Here is a 19,670-nt window from a genome sequence, read left to right on the forward strand (position 1 = left end):
AGTAGAGCAAATGGACGGCACGAGCGGATAGAAGCTAACCGCCGTTGCGCTGGAACGGGTGCGCCAGGCGCAGGTTCGCCGACTGTGTCGAATGAGCCGTTCAGGCGCTCATTCCATATCGAGTCCGCATTCGCCGAGCAGCCATTGGCGGAACGCGTTGATGACCGGCGTGGCCGTGCGCTGGGTGACGAGCAGATAGCCGCGCTCCGTGACGACGGGCGTATCGAACAGTTCGACGAGTTGCCCGGTCGCCAGCAGTTCGTCGACGAGCGGCGCCCAGCCCAGTGCGACGCCCTGGCCCATGATCGCCGCATGCGCGACCAGCGTGAAGCTGTTGAACGTGATGCCGCGATGCGCGGCCGGGGCGTCGAGACCGTGTACGGAGAACCAGTCGGCCCACGATAGCCAGCGTGCCGGTTGCGTGGGTTCGAGATGTAGTAGTGGCACGCCCGGTAGATCGGATGGCGTGCGCAATGACGGATGCGCGGCCAGAAAGGCCGGGCTGCAGACTGGCACGACGTGTTCGGGAAAGAGCTTCACCACGCCGCGCGCGGTCCAGTCCGCGTGGGCGTCGCCGAAAGCAATCGCAATGTCGGCCTGATCGTGCGACGGATCGAACACGCTCTGCGACGTGATGATTTTTACGTCCACGTCCGGCATCAGCGCCTTGAATTGCGACAGACGCGGCATCAGCCAATAGGTGGCGAAGCCGAAGTCGGTAGAGAGCGTGAGCGTGTGCGGCGTGCGCCGCGCGCGGATCTCGGCGGTCGCCGCGCGGATCGTGTCGAGCGCGTGATGCACCGCTTCGAATAACCGTTCACCGTCTTCGGTCAGCGTGACGCCGCGATGGCCGCGCTCGAAGAGCGGTGTACCGAGCGCTTCTTCCAGCTGCACGACGCGCTGACTGACCGCCGGTTGCGTCGAACCGAGTTCTCGGGCCGCAGCCGTGAAGCTGGCGAGACGCGCGGCGGACTCGAACATTGTCAACGCCTGCATGGGCGGTAAGCGATCCTGCCTCGACATAACGCCCCCTTATAGACACATAACGGATTGCCGTCTTCACAGCGGCGAATTGGACGGCAATAGTGGTGCTCATCGTAGCGGCCAGAACAGCGCATGACATATTGCGCACAACGCCCGCCCGTTTCTTGCACCGACACTTGCGATTCTATTCGAGGCGCACGCCCATGCCCGACACCAAAAAGAATATTCTCATTTTAATGGCCGATCAGATGACGCCGTTCGCGCTCGCCGCATACGGCCATACGCTGACCAAAACGCCCAATCTCGACCGCCTCGCCAGACAGGGCGTGGTATTCGACTCGGCCTATTGCGCGAGCCCATTGTGCGCGCCGTCGCGGTTTTCATTTCTGTCGGGCAAGCTGCCTTCCGCGATTGGCGCTTACGACAATGCAGCGGAATTTCCGTCGCAAACGCTGACGTTCGCGCATTATCTGCGCGCCGAAGGGTATCGCACGATCCTGTCCGGCAAGATGCATTTCTGCGGGGCCGATCAATTGCACGGCTTCGAGGAACGGCTCACGACCGACATTTATCCGGCGGATTTCGGCTGGACGCCAAACTGGGCCGACTTCGATACGCGCCCGAGCTGGTATCACAACATGAGTTCGGTGCTCGACGCCGGGCCGTGTGTGCGGACCAATCAGCTCGACTTCGACGACGAAGTCACGTTCACCACCCGTCAAAAGCTCTTCGATATCGCGCGCGAACGGCATGCCGGTAAAGATACACGGCCGTTCTGCATGGTGGCTTCGTTGACGCATCCGCACGACCCGTATGCGATTCCGCAAAAGTACTGGGACCTGTACCGCGACGAAGATATCCCATTGCCCACGCATCGCGGTTCGTTCGATGAAGCGGATGCGCATTCGAAGCGCTTGCGGCACGTATGCGAAACCGACCGCACGCCCCCCACCGATCAGCAGGTCCGCAACGCGCGCCGCGCGTATTACGGGGCGATCTCCTATGTCGACGACCAGTTCGGCGCCATACTCGAGGCGCTCGAGCAGTCCGGACTCGCGCAAGACACGGTGATAGTCGTCACGTCGGATCACGGCGAAATGCTCGGCGAACGGGGGCTCTGGTACAAGATGACGTTTTTCGAGGGTGGTTGCCGTGTGCCGCTGATCGTGCATGCACCGCAGCAATTCGACGCGCACCGCGTGCAGGATTCGGTATCGCATCTCGATCTGTTGCCGACGCTGGTTGAACTGGCTCGCGGCGAAGCGCCCACCGCCTGGCCCGATTCGCTCGATGGCCAAAGTCTCCTGCCGCATCTTCTCGGCACACAGGGCGGACACGATGAAGCCGTTGGCGAGTATCTTGCCGAGGGCGCGATTGCGCCCATTGTGATGCTGCGGCGCGGGCGCTTCAAATTCATTCATACGCCGGTCGATCCGGATCAACTCTACGATATCGACGCCGATCCGCTGGAGCGCGAGAACCTCGCGGCCCATGCGGAATACGCGTCACAGGTTGCCGCGTTACGCGAAGAGATCGCCCGGCGCTGGGATCTCGACGCGTTGCACGACCAGGTTCTGCAAAGCCAGCGGCGCCGGCGTTTTCATTTCGACGCCACGACCCAAGGCACGGTGGCGTCGTGGGACTGGCAACCGCATGTGGATGCGAGCCAGCGGTATATGCGCAACCACATCGACCTCGATACGCTCGAAGCGATGGCGCGGTTTCCCGCTGTCGTCCGCTGATAGCAGAAGGCCTCATCGATCACACCTACAGGAAGCCGACATGATGAAAAGACTCTTGAAACAGGCGGTATCTGGCGTGGCGCTGCTCTGCGCGGCGACGACCTTCGCGGTAGCGGCCGAGCCGCAGTCCTGCACCCAGGTCAATATGGCGGGGCCGGGCTGGACCGATATCGACGCGACCAATGCCATGACCGGCGTGTTGCTGAAGGCGCTCGGCTACAAGCAGAACGTGGCCAATCTGTCGGTGCCGATCACCTATCAGGGCTTGAAGAAAGGCCAGATCGACGTGTTCCTCGGTAACTGGATGCCGGCGCAGGCGCCGGTCGTCAAACCGTTCGAGGAGGAGAAGTCGATCGAGGTCGTGCATCCTAATCTGAGCGACGCGAAGTTCACGCTCGCGGTGCCGGATTACGTAGCGGCCGCGGGTATTCACTCATTCGCGGACCTCGCGAAGAATGCCGACAAGTTCGACAGCAAGATCTACGGCATCGAGCCGGGCTCGCCGGCCAATCAGAACATCAAGAAGATGGTCGACGACAAGGCCTTCGGACTCGGGAACTGGAAGCTCGTGGAATCGAGCGAAACCGGCATGCTCACGCAAGTAGAGCGAGCGGTGCGCGACAAGAAGTGGATCGTGTTTCTCGCGTGGGAGCCGCATCTGATGAATACGAAGTTCAAGCTGACCTATCTCGACGGCGGCGACAAGTACTTTGGCCCACACTACGGCGGTGCAACTGTCAATACGGTCGCGCGGAGCGGCTATGCGGAACAGTGTCCGAACGTGGGGCGTCTTTTCAAACAACTCACGTTCAATGTCGATCTCGAGAACGGCGTGATTACGGAAGTACTGGAAAAGAAAACCGGCGTGGATGTCGCAGCGACCGAAGCGCTCAAGCGTCACCCTGAATTGTTAAAGAGCTGGCTGGACGGCGTGAATACCGCTAGCGGCGCCAATGGCTTGCAAGCCGTGCAGACCGCACTCGGCATGAAGTAATTGTGAAGTAGTGGCCGGAAGGTCGCGGAGCGACAGATTCATGTCGCTTCCGGTCGAATCAAACTAAATCTGGACCCGTATTCTTGTCCCGTCGATGCCGCTTCGTCTGGTCAACGAAGTCATCGGCGCCGGCCTCAGCCGTTTCAGTCAGTCTCAACCGGTTTCGAACTGCCCGTCATGCGAGACGCGCGGCGCGCTGGACTACAGCGCGCGGCGGGGATCGCTTTATCCAACGAAATAAGCAGGCAAAGAGCAGGGGAGAATCAGATGAAGAAGAGCAATGCCGTCAGCCTATCCGGACTCGCGATCGCGGCCAGCGCCGTATGCGCTTCCACGGCGGTCCACGCACAAAGCAGCGTCACGTTATACGGCATTCTGGATGCGGGTATTACGTATGTGAACAATGCCGGCGGTGCGCATCAATTCAAATTCGACGACGGCGTGTCGTACGGCAACCGGATCGGCTTCAAAGGCGTGGAAGATCTCGGCGGCGGATTGCAGACGGTATTCGTGCTCGAATCGGGTTTTCACCTGGGTAATGGGCAATACGGATTCGGCGGTGCGGAATTCGGCCGTCAGGCTTATGTGGGCCTGAAGAGTAATACCTGGGGCACGGTCACGCTCGGCAATCAACTCGATATGACCGAGGAGTTCGTCTTTCTGTACAACATCTCCGCGTGGGCGAGCGGCTATGCGATCCACCAGGGCGACTTCGACCGCATGAACGGCGACCGGCTGCCGAATTCGATCAAGTACATGTCCAACGACTACGCGGGTTTCTCGTTCGGCGGCATGTATTCGTTCGGCAATACCGCGGGCGATTTCCATCAGAAGAGTGCGTGGAGCGTGGGCGCGCGTTATGAGCACGCCGCGTTCAATATCGGCGCGGCTTATACGCAATTGAACAATCCATTCGGTATCTACGCGTTCGACCCGTACGCGATGATCGGCACGAAAACTTTCCTCGGCCAGCCGACCGTTTCCGTCGATCCTGCGACGGGAGCGGTGACGGACCTGTATAGCGCATCGTCGTTCCCGGTCGACAAGCAGGGCGCGTTCGCGATCGGCGCGGCTTACACGATCGGCAATGTGATGCTGACCGGCGACTTTACCTACACGACCATCAAGGGCCTGGGGCAAACCTCGCATATGCAGGTTTATGAGGGAGGCGCGTCATACACGATTACTCCCGCATTGATGCTGTACGGCGGCTATCAGCACACGAGCTTTGAAGGCAACCACTGGAATCAAGGCTCGCTGGGTCTGCACTATCTGCTGTCCAAGCGCACGGATGTGTATATCTCGGGTGATTACCTACGCGCGTCGAATGGCGTGAACGCGGTGATCGGATATAGCTTCACGCCGTCGACGTCGAACACGCAGTCGGATGTGCGGATCGGGATGAAGCATTCGTTCTGACGCGGCAATTGCTTGCCGCGTGCTAGCGTTGTTTGGGGCGGTGTGTCGCTCTTCGTTCGAAGCGTGGACGAATCGCGGCACGCCGCCCTTTGCACGTTCAGCCGGGCGGCCCGTGCTGCCGTTCGAAGCGCGCCCGCATGCAGTCACGCGTACGCTTCGGGCGCGAACAGCGCCCGCACGCACGCGATATGCGGTGCCAGAAAGTCCGCTTGCCCGATCGTCCCATTGAGTACATTTACCGCGCCATCGGCAACGAGAAAACGCATGTCCGCCACGCCGAGGTAAGCGAACAATGTCCGCAGCCACGGCTCGACGAAATTCCGCGAGGCGCTCGTCTGGTCGGGCCCATAACTGGCGCCTGCCGCAATCACGAAGGTTGCGCGTTTGCCGGATAACGTGCCGCGCGGGCCGGCGGGCGTAGCCGTTAACGTTTCCTCCTGGCGCACGATCTGATCGACCCACAGCTTGAAACTCGCCGACGGTCCCCAGTTGTGCATGGGCACGCCGATCACATAGTCGTCCGCCTCCAGCAACTCGCTCGTGAATAGCGACGATAAGGCCAGCAGATCGTTCTGTTGCGCGCTTCGTAAAGCCTTCGGCGTGAAATTGGCGGCGCTCCATGCGGCGTCTAGCACGGGAATCGGTGTGCGGGCGAGATCGCGATAATGGACCTCACCGCCTGGTTGCGTACGCAGCCAGTTGCGAGCGAATTCATGCGTGAGCCGGCGTGAAATCGAAGCCTCGCCCATCGGGCTGGAGTCGATATGCAACAATGTTCTCATGGCGCTTTCCCCGAAAAAGGTGAAGCGATGTTAATCAACCCAATGGTTGACTGTCAACCATTGGGTTGATTATTATCGAGCTCATGAACCCTGCCACGATGATTCGATCCGATCTTTCCGCCGAGCGGCTGGACGCCGTGTTCGGCGCGCTCGCCGATCCGACCCGGCGCTCCATTCTCGAACGGCTACGCAGCGGCAGCCTGACGGTGAGCGCGCTTGCCGAGCCCTATGACGTCAGTCTGAACGCGGTCTCCAAACACATAAAAACGCTCGAGAAAGCCGGGTTGATCAAGCGGGAGGTGCGAGGACGGGAGCACGCCTGCCAGCTCGATGCCGCCCGTCTGGAAGAGGCGTCGAGCTGGCTCGCCTACTACGCGGAATTCTGGAGCGGCCGGATGGAAGCGCTGGAGCAGCATCTCGTGAACAGGCGCAAGCGGGGCAAGACATGAGCGGCCAGACGGTGCGCGTGAGCCGCATACTGCCGGCGTCGTGCGACGAGGTGTTCGACGCATGGCTCGATCCGGACGGAATGCGCGAGTGGATGCTGCCCGGCACCGTCAAGCATTGCGAGGTGATGCTAGAGCCGCGGGTCGGCGGACGGTTTCATATTTTCATGTCGTCCGCGCGGGCAGAATATGTGCACACCGGCGAGTACCGCGTGCTCGAGCGACCTTCAAAACTGGTGTTCACGTGGATGTCGTCGCGGATGGACCAGCAGGAAACGCTCGTCACCGTGGAGTTGTTCGCGCGCGGCGAACAATGCGAAATCGTGCTGACGCACGAGCGGGTGCCGGTGGATCACGCCGGCAAGGGTCTCGCGGTGGGATGGAATCAGATGCTCGTGAAGCTCGGTGCGAGCTTCACGAAGCAGGGCGCTTCAGGCGGGCTTGCGTGATTTTGCTTTGCTCGCGGCGGGCGTGGTGGGCGTAGCGGGCGTGCTGGCTTTGTTGGGTTTGGCCACCTTGGTGCTCTTTGTAGTCCTGGCAGCGTTGGCACTTACCAAGGCTGCTTCTTCACGTTCCCGGCTCCAGTGCTCGAGCAACGTACGGGTCTGCTCGCGGATGGTCGACTTAAGCTGTTCGGCCTTCTCCGCATCGATGCTCGTCCAGCCGAGCATGGCCAACGTCGAGCGATGCGCGACGTGAAAAATCACCAGTTGCCCGTGCAGGCTGAAGCTGCGAATCAGCGTCGTCGGGTCGTCGGCGGCACGCCCGGTAATGCGCGAAAGAAGCGCCGCGCTCGCATCGTTGAGCGGCTCGCGGATCTTGCAGGCGAGGATCCGCGTCGCGCTTTCGGGTTCGTAGCCGGCCTGCTCGCGCGCGAAGAACATCCGCCGCCCGGGTTTGTTCGCCTTCTCGAACGTGCGGTCCGCCATCACGTCCTGAATGCCGAGAAAGGCGTCGATCAGGACGTCGGTATCGGCATTCTCGCGCAGCATCTGTTGCGCGTGCTCGACGGCCGGGCCGAAGGTTTGCCATGCATCGTCGGCGAGCGCTTCGACGCAGGCGCGATACACCCCTTCCTTATTCTCGAAGTAGTACTGCAGCGCGGGCGCGTTGACGCCGGCGCGCGCCGCGATATCGCGCGTCGACGCGCCTTCGAAACCGTGTTCGCCAAACAGCTCGACCGCCGCCTCGATGATCCGATGACGTGTTTCTTCGCCGCGCGCATAGCCGCCTTCCGGCGAGCGCCGCAGCCTCTTTGCGGTGTTCATGCGTTGTGTTCTCCGCCTATTCCGTTGCTCTTCATGACAGCTGTAGGACACGCCTACGAGGTTTCGCAGAAATATATCACTTGACACAATTTTACCGGCTGGAATAATTGTGCCAACTGGAAACAATTGGACCCCTTAGATGTCAACCACCGCAGGTTCTCCCTCCCGCCCGACTCCCGCTGACGATCAGCTTGCGGCGGGTGCTCGACGTCCTTCACGGCGAACCGTGCTGATCGCGCTCGGCGTCGTCGCGCTGATTGTCGGCGCGGTTTGGCTGGCCCGCTGGTGGACCGTGGGCCGCTTTATCGAAAGCACCGACGACGCCTATCTGCAGGCCGACAGCGTCACGGTCGCGCCGAAAATCGCCGGCTACGTCACGGAAGTGTATGTCGCGGACAATCAGGTGGTGAAGCCCGGCGACCCCCTCGTGCATCTCGACGCGCGCCAGTATCGGGTCGCGCTCGACCAGGCGTTGGCCACCATCGACGCGCGCAAGGCCGATATCGAGCGGGCCCAGGCGGACATCAAACAGCAGCAATCGAATATCGCGCAGGCCCAGGCACAGCAGCAGGTGGCGCGCGTGAGCGCCCAGCATGCCGGCGACGAAGTGCGGCGCTACGCGCCGCTGGTCGCGACCGGCGCCGAAACCAGCGAACGGCTGGCTGAATTGACCAGCAGCCGCGATCAGGCCAACGCCACGCTGGCGGCGAATTCCGCGGCGGTCGAGGCGGCCCGCTCACAGATCGGCTCGGCCACGGCGCAACTCGCGCAGGCCCGCGCGCAACTCGAAGCGGCCCAGGCCAGCGCGCAGCAATCGCAACTGGACCTGGACAACACCGTGGTGCGCAGCGTGCTCGGCGGCAAGGTCGGCGATCGTACGGTGCGCGTCGGCCAATACGTGCAACCCGGCACGCGGATGCTGACGGTCGTGCCGGTGCAAAGCACGTATCTGCTGGCCAATTTCAAGGAAACGCAGGTCGGCCAGATGCGGGTCGGTCAGCCGGTGGAAATGCACGTGGACGCGTTGCCGGGTCATACGCTGCATGGCGTGGTCGATAGTTTCTCGCCGGGCACCGGCTCGCAATTCGCGCTGCTGCCCCCGGAAAACGCCACCGGCAACTTCACGAAGATCGTGCAGCGGGTGCCGGTGCGGATTCGCATCGACACCGGCGCGGAGACGCGCAGCGTGCTGTTGCCGGGGCTGTCGGTCAACGTGGATGTCGATACGCGTTCGGCGCGCGACCGCGACGAACGGATCGACGCCGAGAATCACCATGGCTGAGCCGGGCGCAGCAGTGCCCGCCACGCCCGCCGCCGCTACGCCGCATGCCGACGAACGCGCCAGCGTCAGCGACTGGATCGCGGTGGCCGCCGGCGCGCTCGGTGCGTTGATGGCCACGCTCGACATTTCGATTACGAACTCCGCGCTGCCGCAAATCCAAGGTGAAATCGGCGCCACCGGCACCGAGGGTACATGGATTTCGACCGGCTATCTGATGTCGGAAATCGTGATGATTCCGCTGGCCGCGTGGCTCACGCGCGTGTTCGGCCTGCGCAACTTCCTGCTGACCAACTCGGTGCTGTTCATCGGTTTTTCGATGATGTGCGGCTGGTCGCACACCTTGCCGATGATGATCATCGGCCGGATCGGGCAGGGCTTCGCGGGCGGGGCGATGATTCCCACGGCGCAGACTATCATCCGCACGCGGCTGCCGCTTTCACAGATGCCGGTCGGCATGACCGTGTTCGGCCTGACCGTGTTGCTCGGGCCGCTGTTTGGCCCGGTGGTCGGCGGCTGGCTTGCCGAGAACATCAGCTGGAGTTGGTGCTTCTTTATCAACCTGCCGGTCTGTATGGCGCTGATGACTTTGCTGATTGTCGGCCTGCCGTCGGACCGCCCGCATTGGGACTCGTTTTTCAAGGCGGACTGGCTCGGTATCGTCGGCCTGGCGATCGGCCTCAGTTCGCTCACGGTGGTGCTGGAGAACGGTCAACGCGAGCGCTGGTTCGAATCGTCGATGATCATGACGCTCACCTGCGTGTCTCTCTTCGGCATGCTCCTGATCGCCGCCTCGCAAATGACCGCGAAGAAGCCGATCGTGCGTCTGAGCCTGATGCTCAATCCGAACTACGCCAGCGTGATCGTGATCGTCTCCGCGGTCGGTGCGGCGCTGTATGGCGTGTCGTACCTGCTGCCGCAGTTTCTCGGCATCGTGGCGGGTTACAACGCCGAGCAGGCCGGCGCGATCATGCTGCTATCCGGATTGCCTGCCTTCCTGATCATGCCGGTGCTGCCGAAGTTATTGGGGAAATTCGATTTTCGGGTGCTCGTGATCACCGGGCTCACGTTATACGCGATCAGTTGCATGATCGACATCGACCTGACCGCGCAGAGTGTCGGCCACGATTTCGTGTGGTCGCAACTGATTCGCGGCACGGCCCAGATGCTCGCGATGATGCCGCTCAATCAGGCGTCGATGGCGGCCGTGTCGCGTGAGGATTCGGGCGATGCCGCCGGGCTCTACAACATGGCGCGCAATCTCGGCGGGTCGATTGGCCTCGCGATCATCGGCACCGTGATCGACCGGCGCACGACATTTCATGTGGCCACGATCCGCGAGTCGGTCAGCGCCAATTCGCTGATCGGTCAGCAGACGCTGGCAGCCAACGCGGCGAACTGGTTCACGCATACGGGAGATATGGCGTACTCGCAGATGCGTGCGCTCGGCCAGCTCGGTGCGCAGATCCAGGTGCAGGCCACGGTGATGACCTACTCGGAAACCTTCTATCTGCTCGGTATCGCGCTGCTTGCCTGCATTCCGCTCGCCCTGATGTTGAAAACGCCGCGCAGGAATGCGCCGCAGCCTTCGTCCGCTGGACACTAATGCTCTTCAATCGCCCCATGATGTCCAACCGTCTTACGTGTTTCGCACTCGCCGCTGTTACGGTGCTGTCCGTCTTGCCGGGCTGCACGGTCGGCCCGGATTATCACGGTGCGCCGCCGGTCGCGCAGGACGCCCGTAGCAGCGCTACGTTCGTGCGCACGCCGGCTGTCGGCACGACGGCGGCGCCCGCGTCGAACCAGTGGTGGCTCGCCTTCAACGACCCGCAACTGAACGACCTGATCGCCGCCGCGTTCGCGCACAACCCCGACGTCGATGCCGCGAAGGCACGACTGCGGGAATCGCGCGCACAATTGCAGCAGCAACGGGCCAACGAATTGCCGAAACTCTCCGGCGATGCCGCGGCGCTGCGCATGCGTGAACCCGACGTGAGCGCGCTGAGCTCGTCGAGCGGCAGCGGCGCGGCTTCGTCGGGAAGAGGGCCGTTGCAGCTTTACACGGCCGGCTTCGACGCCACGTGGGAAATCGATCTGTTCGGCGGCACGCGGCGCGCGATCGAAGCGGCCTCCGCGGATGCCGAAGCGGTCGACGCGGATCTCGCGGACACGCGTGTGTCGCTCGCGGCCGAAGTGGCGCAGGCTTACATCGATCTGCGCGACCAGCAGACGCGGCTTGCCCTGGCGCAACGTCAAGCGGAAACCGAGCAGAAAAGCCTGGCGCTGACGCAGCAGCGCCGGGCGCGCGGCACGGCGGCGGATGTCGACGTCGAGCGTTTGACCACGCAGGTGGAAAACACGCGCGGCACGCTGACGCCGCTCGACGCGCAAGTGACCGATTCGCTTGACCGCCTCGCCGTGCTGACCGGCCGCGCGCCTGGCGCGTTGGATGCGCAGCTTGCGGATGTGCGGCCGTTGCCGGCGCTGCCCGCGACGGTAGCGATCGGCGATCCGTCGACGATGTTGCAGCAGCGGCCCGATATTCGCGCGGCCGAACGCCGGCTCGCGTCGAGCAATGCGCAGATCGGCGAACACGTCGCCGATTTTTTCCCGAAGGTGACGTTGCTCGGCGATATCGGTTTTAGTGCGGGCGATCCTGGGCACCTCGTGCGCAAGAGCAATTTCAGCTGGATCGGTGCGCCGTATCTGCAATGGAATGCGCTCGATTTCGGACGTACGTTGGGCAGTGTGCATGCGGCCGAGGCGTCGCGCGACGAAGCCGAGGCGCGTTATACGAAGGCGGTGCTCGGCGCGTTGCAGGATGCGAATTCGTCGCTGTCGCGTTATGGGCATCAGCGTGAACATGTCGTGACGTTGCAGAAGGTGGAGGCGTCCGCGAGTCATTCGGCCGTGTTGATGCGGCAGCGCTATTCGGCTGGGGTGTCGACGTTGATCGATCTGCTCGATACGCAGCGGGAAGAATTCACCGCGCAGCAGAATGTCGTGGCGGGGCAGGCGGAGTTGCTGAAGGACTTCGTTTCGCTGCAGAAGAGTCTTGGGATTGGGTGGGAGTCGCAACGGGGGTAGGGCGCGATTCTCCGAAAAAACATGCTGGGTCTTGAGCGATTCGATTGATGGGGTACGCTTGCGTTTTGACCAGCGTGAGTTTTCATCGATGAACCTGAAGAACAGAGTCGCCATCGTCACCGGCGCGCAACGCGGTATCGGCTATGCAATCGCGAGGCGTTACATCGACGAAGGCGCCCATGTCGTGCTCGCGGATGTGAATGATGCTCATGACCAGTTGTCGGGTTTGAACGGCGCGCGAGGTACCGCCAGCTTCGTGAAGACGGACGTGAGCCACGACTCGCAGGTCCGTGCGCTGGTCAGTAGGACGCTCGAACTGCATGGCCGGGTCGATATCCTCGTGAATAACGCGGGCATCGAATTCGCCAGGACCGTTGTGACCACAACGGAAGACGAGTGGGACCGCTTGATGGCGGTCAATCTCAAGGGTGTGTTTCTCTGCTCGCGCGCCGTGATTCCCGTCATGCAGCAGCAGGGCAGCGGTGTGATTATCAACGTGGCGTCCGAACTGGGGCTCGTCGGCGAAGCGGGTGTCGCGGCCTACTGTGCGTCGAAGGGTGGGGTCGTGATGCTCAGCAAGGCGATGGCTATCGATCATGGGCCGCAGGGTATCCGGGTGAATTGTCTGTGCCCGGGGCCGGTCGCGACGCAATTGCTCGAAGACGTTTTTGCCAGCAGCGACGATCCCGACGGCATGCGTCGAACCTTCGAAAGTCAGACGGTACTCAAGCGCCTTGGACGACCGGAAGACATTGCGGCCGCCGCCGCGTTTCTCGCTTCCGACGACGCCGCTTTCGTGGCGGGCAGCGATCTTGTAGTAGATGGGGGATGGACCGCGCGGTAGCGTCAGTGTTGTCCGCGACGCAGTATCTTGGGGGATGACGGTCCGCGTCCAACCCGGTACCTCTGCTGCAATCGATCTACCGAACAAGGAACCCGTACGTGAGCGGATCTCGCTCGTCCACTATCCAGTTCGCGAAGCCGCACACGAAAGCCTTGCCTTCGACTTCGGGAATGACAGCCCTGAAATCACCCACGGTCGTCTCGCCCAGCACGCGGCCTTTGAACACAGTACCGATGATGGATTCATTGACGAGCGTCTCATCCTTTCCCAACTGGCCACGCAGATAGAGCTGGGCAACACGGCCACCGGTACCGGAACCGGTTGGCGAGCGGTCCACTTCACGGTCCGCGAAAACGCAGCAATTCGCTTGGGTCGAACCGGCATGCCGGGGCGCGTTGGCAATGATGGTCCCGTAGATATGATTGATCTCCGGGATATGGGGATGCTCGACAGGGAACGCGGCGTTGGCGGCCGCCTTTACCTCGGCACCAAAGCGGATGAGTTCTTCCACCGACGACTCGCGAACTTCGAGTCCGTGCGGGTCGCCATCGGTGTAGAAGTAGAATGCGCCACCGAACGCAATATCGCCCGTCACCTTCCCGAATGAAGGCGTATCCACCGTGACGTCTTGTTTCCAGATGAACGACGGCACGTTGACGAAGCGTACGTTGCCCGCATGCTCGCCGTCCCACTGCACGAACGCTTCGATGAACCCGCACGGCGCGTCGATTCCCACGCGCGTTTCGGGTACCTGACGCTGTACCCAGCCCAACTCGACTGCCGCCGTCGAAAGAGCAATGACACCGTGGCCGCAGTGGTCGCTGTAGCCTTCGTTGTGAAGGAAGATGATCCCGAAGTCGGCATTCGGGCTAACCGGTTCCGTCAGATACCCGCCGTACATGTCGGCATGGCCGCGCGGTTCGAACATCAGCGCGCGGCGAATGTCGTCGGCGTTCTCTTTCAACCAGGCGCGCCGCTTGACGATCGTGTCGCCAGGCAGCCGCGGCAGACCGCTGGTGACGATGCGAAAGGCTTCGCCGCCGGTGTGGACTTCGACAGTCGAGAGGGTGCGGGAAATTTTCATGTGTGCCTGGTGAGGTCAGTGGGGCGATTGCACTTACTGTCCGTACGGAACCGGCAGACCGCTCTTGATGACATATACGGTAGTCGGTGCGCCCTTGAGGTCGCCGTATTCGTCGAACGAGTAAGTGCCGGCAACGCCCTTGTAGTTTTCCTTGGCCAGTTGAGCGATGAGTTTCGCCTTGTCGGTGGTCGTGCCCGCCTTCACCATTGCATCAGCCAGCAACTTCACGCCGTCGTAGTAACTGACGGCGTAGACCTGCGTATCGATGTTGTAGGCGGCCTTGTATTTCTGCAAGAACTCGCGGCCGGCCGCCGTCTTGTCGAGCGCAATGCCGCCCTGGGCGCAATACACGATTGAAGCCGCGTCGCCCGCCACCTTGCCCATGTCCGCCGAGCAGATGCCGTCGCCGCCAAGCAGCTTCGCCCGCAGGCCGCGCTGGCGCATCTGTTTGGCCATCGGCGCACCCTGTGCCGCGTAGCCACCGAAGAAAATCACGTCTGGATTCTTGGCCTTGATGGTGGTGAGAATGCCGAGGAAATCGGTCGCTGTGGAGTTGGTGAACTCCTGATCGACAACCTGGATGCCGTTTGCCTTGGCCACCTTGATGAACTGTTCGGCGACGCCTTGACCATACGCTGTGCGGTCATCGATGACCGCCGCGGTTTTGGCTTTCAGCGTCTTCGCCGCGAACTGACCCATCGTGCCGCCGAGTTGCTCATCGCTGGCACCGATACGGAAAATATTCTTGAAGCCCTGTTTCGTCAGGGCAGGGTTGGACGCGACGGGTAGCATCGGCACACCACCCGTATTGAAGACGCGTGACGCAGGAATAGCGACGCCGGAGTTGTACGGTCCGACCACCGCGACGACGCCACTGTCGACCAGTTTCTGCGCGACCTGCACGCCGATTTTCGGATCAGCCTGGTCGTCTTCCGAATCGAGTTTGAAGGTGACTTTCTGACCGGCAACCGTGACACCCGTTTTGTTCAGCTCTTCGATCGCGAGACGTGCGCCGTTCTCGTTGTCTTTGCCGTTTGGCGACTGCGGCCCGGTAAGCGGAGCCGAGTGACCGATGGTGACGACGACCTGCGCGTTGGCGGACAGCGTAAATCCAGCGGCCGTGACGGCGACCGCGATTGTGGCGAGACGGCGCATACGAACTCCCGGTGAGCTAAGAGGAGGCCAGACCATTCCAGTCTGGCCGGCTGACGATGTGACCTAGAGAATGTAGGGGCGCTGCGGGTATCGGGATAGTCGGGTTAACGGTCGGCCAGCCCCTGATGCGTGACACGGTACGGGTTTCCCGGGCGTCGATATTACGGGTGACCAAGGTAGTCGTTCGGCTCATTCGGCTCACGACCTGGCGCAATCATTCCGCAATGCGTTTGAAACTGGCGTAGTAATCGACGGTGTAATAGCAGTCGCCGATCTGCTTACGCGATCCACCGCATACGATGCGGCGTTGCCCGCGGTCCGTCGAGCCTGGCGTGCGAACTGTGTATGTGTGGTAATAGCCGCGCGGATGCGGCGGCAGTAATGCCGCGCTGTTACGGAACAGGACCCCGTCCTCGCCAAACGGGTAGGGACCGCCCGCTTTGATCAGACGCAATGTTTCGACCGCTTCCGCAGGCAATTGCGCCTTGGTGACGGTGGCTTGCGCGCCCGACGCGGCGGCTGTGTCGCTCGCGGATTGCCCAGGCTGAACCGGCGCCGGACTCGCGGATGCAGCCGCATCCGGAGTAGCGTTTCGCGATCCGTCCTTGCCGCATCCGCCGAGGATCGCGCTCAAGACGAGGATGCAGGAGAAAGCCCACGCTAGCATGACGAAACGGTTGTCTCCGGGTTGCCCAGCATTCGACGACCATCAACCATTTGAGGGTACCGCCAACAGCGGAGTGAATCAACGTTCGGGAGCAGGCCATGCCTCGTTGAGTCGCACCGGGTGTCACGGAATGCGGCCCGTACGGTCTTGTGCAATGTCCGGTCACAGCTATTCGTCTTCGGTCACAGCCTGGCTGTCGGGTTAGCGTAGCACCACTCACGTTGGATTGAACCAGCGACTAGCTACGCCGAAAAACATTTCATCTACCTCATTCTCCGAATAGGCAGTCACTAATTGCGCGTACCTCTTGTAAAGACCGGAAAAGCCTGTCGAGAGCCAATTTGACATCGTGCTTGCGCACCAAGGGAAGTTGTTCTCTCCATGCAGCATCCACCAGCAAATCTGGGCGTTTCGCGAATCGCTTCAAAGGATTGCGTTCGTCCCATACAAGATGCTCCCGAACGGATGTCAGGTTGGGAAGCGTGCTGTATTGATCGAGGTACCGTCGCCTTTGACCTATTCCGCCGGCAAGGCCGCCACAAAGGCTAGTACCATCAGTACCACTGCGTCTTCCACTTCCTGAACCGGAGGCGGGTCCGCGCTCGCAGCCAAGGCCCGCAGTACACCAGCGATAGAGTGGGTGAGCGTGAAGGCTTGCGCTAGCGTCAGGCGCCGCGGTGCCAGGCCGGGCGCCGATACGCCCTCCGTGGTGAAGAGCTGCGTCAGCCCCTGCAGCAACGGCGAGGTCTTCCCGCCCGTACCCTGTGTCAGCGCATATTCAATCAGCAGGCGATGGACGCGGCTGCGACCACCGTAGGCGCCGATCACAGTCCGCACCACCTGACGGATGCGCTCGCCGGGCTGAGCGGGCGTGGCGCTCTGGAGCGTGGCCATCACCTGCTCGGCCATCGAGCCTAGCTCGCGCGCCACCAGCGCATCCAGCAAGGCGTGCTTGTCCTTGAAGTACTGGTAGAGCGTGCCGATGCTCACGCCGGTCCTGGCGGCCACCGCATTCGTGGTCAGCGCAGCGATTTCGCCCTGGTCCAGCAACTGCATGGCAGCTTCCAACATGAGTCCAACCTTGAACTGGGACCGCGCCTGGCGCGGACTTCGTCGCTCAAGTTGTTGATTCGATGTATGTTTTTTCGTCATTGTGGGCTTTCGAAAAGGCGAGTTCCGAAACATGAATATAGCTCATATTATTCTCGTGTCTTAACGGAGATCGCCATGGAACGCAACGCAGACAACCTCGGCACAGCCCCTGCCGCAAAGGTCGCCAACGCCCCTCGGCCAGACCAGCGTCTGGCCCGCAAGTACCGCTTCGACGATCCGGACATGGACCTTTTCTTCATGGCCGCGTTGAGCTGGGGCCCGGCCGGTGGGTTAGACATCGGCCAGGCCCACTACATCGCGTCCAGCATCGTCGACGGCGATGCCGACAGTTGGGAGCAGTCCTTCACCGCCTATGGCAACTTGCAGAACCAGCAGGCTGAAGCATGGTCCGCCCGCGGCCGCCGCCGTGCCGCCGGCGAGGCTCGCCTCAAGGCCTTCGCCAGCTACCGCTCAGCCTGGCAATTTTCCGCTCCGACCAGCGCGACCTTCGCTGCGCTCTATCAGCAGCACCAGGCCGCATTCGTCACCGCCATGGCCGAGCTGCGCCTGCCCGCCACTTTCTTCACCACACCCTGGGAGGGCAAGGCGCTGCCGGGCGTGTTCCTGCAAAACGCCAATCCCGACGCACCGGTGGCCCTCGTGATCGGCGGCGCCGACACCTGCTTCGAAGACCTGTTCCTCTCGCTCGGCCGCGGCATCCTCGAGCGTGGCTATTCGGTCGCCATCGTCGATCTGCCGGGTCAGGGCAACACCGCACTGCAAGGCCTGTGTTGGGAAACCGAACCCGAGCGCCCGATCGCCGCCGTGATGGACGTGCTGGTGCAGCGCTTCGGCGCACAGCCTGGCCGCATCGCGCTGATCGGCATGAGTCTCGGGGGCTACTTCGTGACCCGAGCCGCTGGCCATGAGACTCGTCTGGCCACCGTGATCGCCAGTACCCCCTTTCCCGCGCCAGGTCAGCTGTTTGCTGCCAGCGTGCGCTCGGCCATCGCCGCGCTCGGCACGCAAGTGCCGACAGCGTCCTCCATCCGCAGCCGCCAGGTGGCTTTGTGGAAAGCCGGCGTGAAGATGCCGCAGGAGCTCATCGAGCGTTGGGGGCCCGCGGTGGCCGATCCCGAGCGCGTGACCGTGCCATTTCTCTCCGTTCTTGGCGGTGGCGACTCGCCGATGTTCGCCGCACAGGCGCGCGACTGGCACGAGCGCATCCGTTCAACGCGCAAGGAATTCGTCTACCTCGACGCCGCCACCGGGGCCGACGGTCACTGCCAGGTCAACGCCCGCCTGCGCATGGTGCAGGAAGCTACCGGCTGGATGGATGAGATCTTCAATGCTCCGACCCGGGAAGCTTGAGCCATGCTGTGGATACTTGCAGCGTTCGCCGCCCTCGCAATTGCAGCCATCAAGAAGCGCTGGACACGCCGGCGTTCGGCGCAGAACACCGACTCGACGTTCGACATCGAATAACGCATTGCGTGACTGGCTTCAAACGCAGCACGTCTGAACGTGCGAAAACATGATCCAGATTACGGGGCGCTAGACGCCCCTTTTTATGAAAAAGCCTGCAAATAGCAGGCTTTTTGTGAATGGGTGAGGGCGGTCAACCCGGCCGCCACGCGTTTTGACACGCACACGTTTGATGATGCGCGTCGCCGGATCAAACTATTGTCGCGCGTTTCCTCCGTTAGCTCACGCCGAGAGTTTGTCACTTCGCTGGTGACTCGGTCGACCGGAATGCCGTTGATATCCTGCTCCGAAAAAACAGCGTGTATCTTTGAATTTGAGTGAAGCCGCCGCTCGGGTTTAATTTCGCAGAAGATCGCGACGCCCGGTTTCCCCAAAGCCGCGGCGGTGTGCATCAAGCCTCCGTCCGCGGCGATAAGACGAACTGGTCAACGGCATCACCAGCGGGCTAGGTGCGGTGAAGGATGCGATTACGGGCGTGGCTGATTCAACGGTCGGATGGTTCAAGGAGAAGCTCGGCATCCATAGCCCGAGCCGCGTATTCGGCGAGCTGGGCGGCTTCATCGGGCAGGGCGCGGCGATCGGCATGGAAGGCGAACAGGGGCGGGTAGCGAAGGCGGCGATCGGCCTCGCCACGATCGCGGCGACCTCGTTCGGCATGCCGGCGCTGGCCAACGGCGCAGCGATCGCACAGGCGGCTGCCGTGCCGATCGTTCGGGCGACCGTATCCATTGACACCCGGCCGCCCCTGACAGCGGCACCAGCGGCCGCCAGCGCAGCCGGCAATGCTGCGGCGGTGGCGTTCGGCCCGGTCACCATTCACATTCATCCGACACCGGGCATGGACCCGGCTGAAATCGCGCGCATGGTGCGCGACGAGCTGGAGCGCGCGGCGCGCTCACAAACAGGCGCGCCGTGGGTCGAGCCTGTCGGACCAGTAAGCGGAGAAAACAGACATGATGATGTCCCTCGACCAGTTTGTGTTTAGCCTGACCTCGGCACCGTTCAAGGAGCTGCAGCGTCAACGCAACTGGAAACACCGCACCAGCTCGCGAGTCGTCGCCCGCGACTCAAGCCAGTTCGTCGGCGTGGGCGATGACACGATCACGCTCGCTGGCACCGTCGCGCCCGAGTCGGTCGGCTCGATTGCGTCAATCAAGGAGCTGGCGACGATGGGCGACGCCGGCGACGCGTATGTGCTGGTGGACGGCGCCGGCAATGTGTACGGCGCTTTCACCATCGACTCGCTGAACGAGACGCAGACCTATCACACGGCCGAAGGCATCCCGCGAAAGATCGAATTTTCGCTGACGCTGAAACGCGTCGACGATGAAGCGCTCTCGAT

19 protein-coding genes and 1 pseudogene are annotated in these 19,670 nt (G+C 62.2%); 12 read left to right on the forward strand and 8 right to left on the reverse strand.

The annotated features are described in order from the left end of the window. Nucleotides 1–108: 108 nt before the first annotated feature. The gene (locus BX591_RS24870; protein ID WP_111933969.1) at nt 109–1,023 is read right to left on the reverse strand and encodes a choline sulfate utilization transcriptional regulator; all 915 of its coding nucleotides are present in this window, start codon (nt 1,021–1,023) and stop codon (nt 109–111) included. 164 nt (nt 1,024–1,187) lie between these two features. On the opposite strand from BX591_RS24870, the gene betC reads away from it, so the two are divergent. The 3 genes from betC to BX591_RS24885 all read left to right on the forward strand — a co-directional run bounded on the left by betC (nt 1,188) and on the right by BX591_RS24885 (nt 5,139). Further along, complete coding sequence (gene betC, locus BX591_RS24875; RefSeq protein ID WP_111933970.1) at nt 1,188–2,726, forward strand: choline-sulfatase; 1,539 nt, start codon at nt 1,188–1,190, stop codon at nt 2,724–2,726. A gap of 40 nt (nt 2,727–2,766) precedes the next feature. Next, nucleotides 2,767–3,720: a choline ABC transporter substrate-binding protein gene (locus BX591_RS24880; RefSeq protein WP_167444605.1), complete on the forward strand. Its 954-nt coding sequence runs from the start codon at nt 2,767–2,769 to the stop codon at nt 3,718–3,720. A 267-nt stretch (nt 3,721–3,987) separates the two neighbouring features. Next, nucleotides 3,988–5,139 (forward strand): porin, encoded by a 1,152-nt coding sequence (locus BX591_RS24885; protein ID WP_111933971.1) that lies wholly within the window; start codon nt 3,988–3,990, stop codon nt 5,137–5,139. A 143-nt stretch (nt 5,140–5,282) separates the two neighbouring features. Here the strand turns inward: BX591_RS24885 and BX591_RS24890 are convergent, their stop codons facing one another. Then, the gene (locus tag BX591_RS24890; RefSeq protein WP_111933972.1) at nt 5,283–5,921 is read right to left on the reverse strand and encodes an FMN-dependent NADH-azoreductase; all 639 of its coding nucleotides are present in this window, start codon (nt 5,919–5,921) and stop codon (nt 5,283–5,285) included. 83 nt (nt 5,922–6,004) lie between these two features. On the opposite strand from BX591_RS24890, the gene BX591_RS24895 reads away from it, so the two are divergent. After that, a complete protein-coding gene (locus BX591_RS24895) occupies nt 6,005–6,370 on the forward strand; it encodes an ArsR/SmtB family transcription factor (protein ID WP_111933973.1) in 366 nt (121 codons plus the stop codon). Further along, the gene (locus BX591_RS24900) at nt 6,367–6,816 is read left to right on the forward strand and encodes an SRPBCC family protein (RefSeq protein ID WP_111933974.1); all 450 of its coding nucleotides are present in this window, start codon (nt 6,367–6,369) and stop codon (nt 6,814–6,816) included. Before BX591_RS24895 ends, BX591_RS24900 begins: the two co-directional genes overlap by 4 nt. Here BX591_RS24900 and BX591_RS24905 read toward each other — a convergent pair. Further along, on the reverse strand, nt 6,799–7,635 hold the full coding sequence (locus tag BX591_RS24905) for a CerR family C-terminal domain-containing protein (protein ID WP_111933975.1): 837 nt from the start codon (nt 7,633–7,635) through the stop codon (nt 6,799–6,801). The two genes, BX591_RS24900 and BX591_RS24905, sit on opposite strands and share 18 nt — an antisense overlap. A gap of 139 nt (nt 7,636–7,774) precedes the next feature. Between BX591_RS24905 and BX591_RS24910 the strand changes: the two genes are divergently transcribed. The 4 genes from BX591_RS24910 to BX591_RS24925 all read left to right on the forward strand — a co-directional run bounded on the left by BX591_RS24910 (nt 7,775) and on the right by BX591_RS24925 (nt 12,845). Beyond that, entirely contained in the window at nt 7,775–8,917 is a 1,143-nt protein-coding gene (locus tag BX591_RS24910; RefSeq protein ID WP_167444606.1) for an HlyD family secretion protein, read from the forward strand. Next, complete coding sequence (locus BX591_RS24915) at nt 8,910–10,520, forward strand: MDR family MFS transporter (RefSeq protein WP_111933977.1); 1,611 nt, start codon at nt 8,910–8,912, stop codon at nt 10,518–10,520. Before BX591_RS24910 ends, BX591_RS24915 begins: the two co-directional genes overlap by 8 nt. A gap of 17 nt (nt 10,521–10,537) precedes the next feature. Continuing rightward, nucleotides 10,538–12,001 (forward strand): efflux transporter outer membrane subunit, encoded by a 1,464-nt coding sequence (locus BX591_RS24920; RefSeq protein WP_111934003.1) that lies wholly within the window; start codon nt 10,538–10,540, stop codon nt 11,999–12,001. Nucleotides 12,002–12,089: 88 nt separating this feature from the next. Beyond that, nucleotides 12,090–12,845 (forward strand): SDR family NAD(P)-dependent oxidoreductase, encoded by a 756-nt coding sequence (locus BX591_RS24925; protein WP_111933978.1) that lies wholly within the window; start codon nt 12,090–12,092, stop codon nt 12,843–12,845. Between the two features lie 76 nt (nt 12,846–12,921). Here BX591_RS24925 and lhpH read toward each other — a convergent pair whose 3' ends face one another. The 4 genes from lhpH to BX591_RS24945 all read right to left on the reverse strand — a co-directional run bounded on the left by lhpH (nt 12,922) and on the right by BX591_RS24945 (nt 16,822). Next, nucleotides 12,922–13,929 (reverse strand): trans-3-hydroxy-L-proline dehydratase, encoded by a 1,008-nt coding sequence (gene lhpH, locus BX591_RS24930; protein WP_111933979.1) that lies wholly within the window; start codon nt 13,927–13,929, stop codon nt 12,922–12,924. A gap of 33 nt (nt 13,930–13,962) precedes the next feature. After that, a complete protein-coding gene (locus BX591_RS24935) occupies nt 13,963–15,084 on the reverse strand; it encodes a branched-chain amino acid ABC transporter substrate-binding protein (protein ID WP_111933980.1) in 1,122 nt (373 codons plus the stop codon). A gap of 214 nt (nt 15,085–15,298) precedes the next feature. Further along, a complete protein-coding gene (locus tag BX591_RS24940) occupies nt 15,299–15,751 on the reverse strand; it encodes a ribonuclease (protein WP_111933981.1) in 453 nt (150 codons plus the stop codon). A gap of 516 nt (nt 15,752–16,267) precedes the next feature. Beyond that, nucleotides 16,268–16,822, reverse strand: a complete 555-nt coding sequence (locus BX591_RS24945) for a TetR/AcrR family transcriptional regulator (protein ID WP_167444607.1) — start codon at nt 16,820–16,822, stop codon at nt 16,268–16,270. 156 nt (nt 16,823–16,978) lie between these two features. On the opposite strand from BX591_RS24945, the gene BX591_RS24950 reads away from it, so the two are divergent. Then, nucleotides 16,979–18,214, forward strand: a complete 1,236-nt coding sequence (locus BX591_RS24950; protein ID WP_111933983.1) for an alpha/beta hydrolase family protein — start codon at nt 16,979–16,981, stop codon at nt 18,212–18,214. 197 nt (nt 18,215–18,411) lie between these two features. On the opposite strand, the gene BX591_RS24955 is transcribed toward BX591_RS24950, so the two are convergent. After that, nucleotides 18,412–18,720, reverse strand: a complete 309-nt coding sequence (locus BX591_RS24955) for a hypothetical protein (RefSeq protein ID WP_111933984.1) — start codon at nt 18,718–18,720, stop codon at nt 18,412–18,414. Nucleotides 18,721–18,743: 23 nt separating this feature from the next. Between BX591_RS24955 and BX591_RS24960 the strand changes: the two are divergent. Continuing rightward, a pseudogene (locus BX591_RS24960) lies at nt 18,744–19,266 on the forward strand (phage tail protein); the annotation flags it as partial. A 15-nt stretch (nt 19,267–19,281) separates the two neighbouring features. Then, a partial coding sequence (locus BX591_RS24965; protein WP_111933985.1) for a phage tail protein occupies nt 19,282–19,670 on the forward strand: 389 nt, incomplete at its 3' end.

Source organism: Paraburkholderia bryophila, assembly GCF_003269035.1.
GTDB lineage: Bacteria > Pseudomonadota > Gammaproteobacteria > Burkholderiales > Burkholderiaceae > Paraburkholderia > Paraburkholderia bryophila.

Coding starts and splice junctions, on each gene's coding strand:
- BX591_RS24870 (WP_111933969.1), bottom strand. CDS start 1,023: ATGTCGAGGCAGGATCGCTTACCGCCCATGCAGGCGTTGACAATGTTC.
- betC (WP_111933970.1), top strand. CDS start 1,188: ATGCCCGACACCAAAAAGAATATTCTCATTTTAATGGCCGATCAGATG.
- BX591_RS24880 (WP_167444605.1), top strand. CDS start 2,767: ATGATGAAAAGACTCTTGAAACAGGCGGTATCTGGCGTGGCGCTGCTC.
- BX591_RS24885 (WP_111933971.1), top strand. CDS start 3,988: ATGAAGAAGAGCAATGCCGTCAGCCTATCCGGACTCGCGATCGCGGCC.
- BX591_RS24890 (WP_111933972.1), bottom strand. CDS start 5,921: ATGAGAACATTGTTGCATATCGACTCCAGCCCGATGGGCGAGGCTTCG.
- BX591_RS24895 (WP_111933973.1), top strand. CDS start 6,005: ATGAACCCTGCCACGATGATTCGATCCGATCTTTCCGCCGAGCGGCTG.
- BX591_RS24900 (WP_111933974.1), top strand. CDS start 6,367: ATGAGCGGCCAGACGGTGCGCGTGAGCCGCATACTGCCGGCGTCGTGC.
- BX591_RS24905 (WP_111933975.1), bottom strand. CDS start 7,635: ATGAACACCGCAAAGAGGCTGCGGCGCTCGCCGGAAGGCGGCTATGCG.
- BX591_RS24910 (WP_167444606.1), top strand. CDS start 7,775: ATGTCAACCACCGCAGGTTCTCCCTCCCGCCCGACTCCCGCTGACGAT.
- BX591_RS24915 (WP_111933977.1), top strand. CDS start 8,910: ATGGCTGAGCCGGGCGCAGCAGTGCCCGCCACGCCCGCCGCCGCTACG.
- BX591_RS24920 (WP_111934003.1), top strand. CDS start 10,538: ATGATGTCCAACCGTCTTACGTGTTTCGCACTCGCCGCTGTTACGGTG.
- BX591_RS24925 (WP_111933978.1), top strand. CDS start 12,090: ATGAACCTGAAGAACAGAGTCGCCATCGTCACCGGCGCGCAACGCGGT.
- lhpH (WP_111933979.1), bottom strand. CDS start 13,929: ATGAAAATTTCCCGCACCCTCTCGACTGTCGAAGTCCACACCGGCGGC.
- BX591_RS24935 (WP_111933980.1), bottom strand. CDS start 15,084: ATGCGCCGTCTCGCCACAATCGCGGTCGCCGTCACGGCCGCTGGATTT.
- BX591_RS24940 (WP_111933981.1), bottom strand. CDS start 15,751: ATGCTAGCGTGGGCTTTCTCCTGCATCCTCGTCTTGAGCGCGATCCTC.
- BX591_RS24945 (WP_167444607.1), bottom strand. CDS start 16,822: ATGTTGGAAGCTGCCATGCAGTTGCTGGACCAGGGCGAAATCGCTGCG.
- BX591_RS24950 (WP_111933983.1), top strand. CDS start 16,979: ATGGAACGCAACGCAGACAACCTCGGCACAGCCCCTGCCGCAAAGGTC.
- BX591_RS24955 (WP_111933984.1), bottom strand. CDS start 18,720: ATGCACACCGCCGCGGCTTTGGGGAAACCGGGCGTCGCGATCTTCTGC.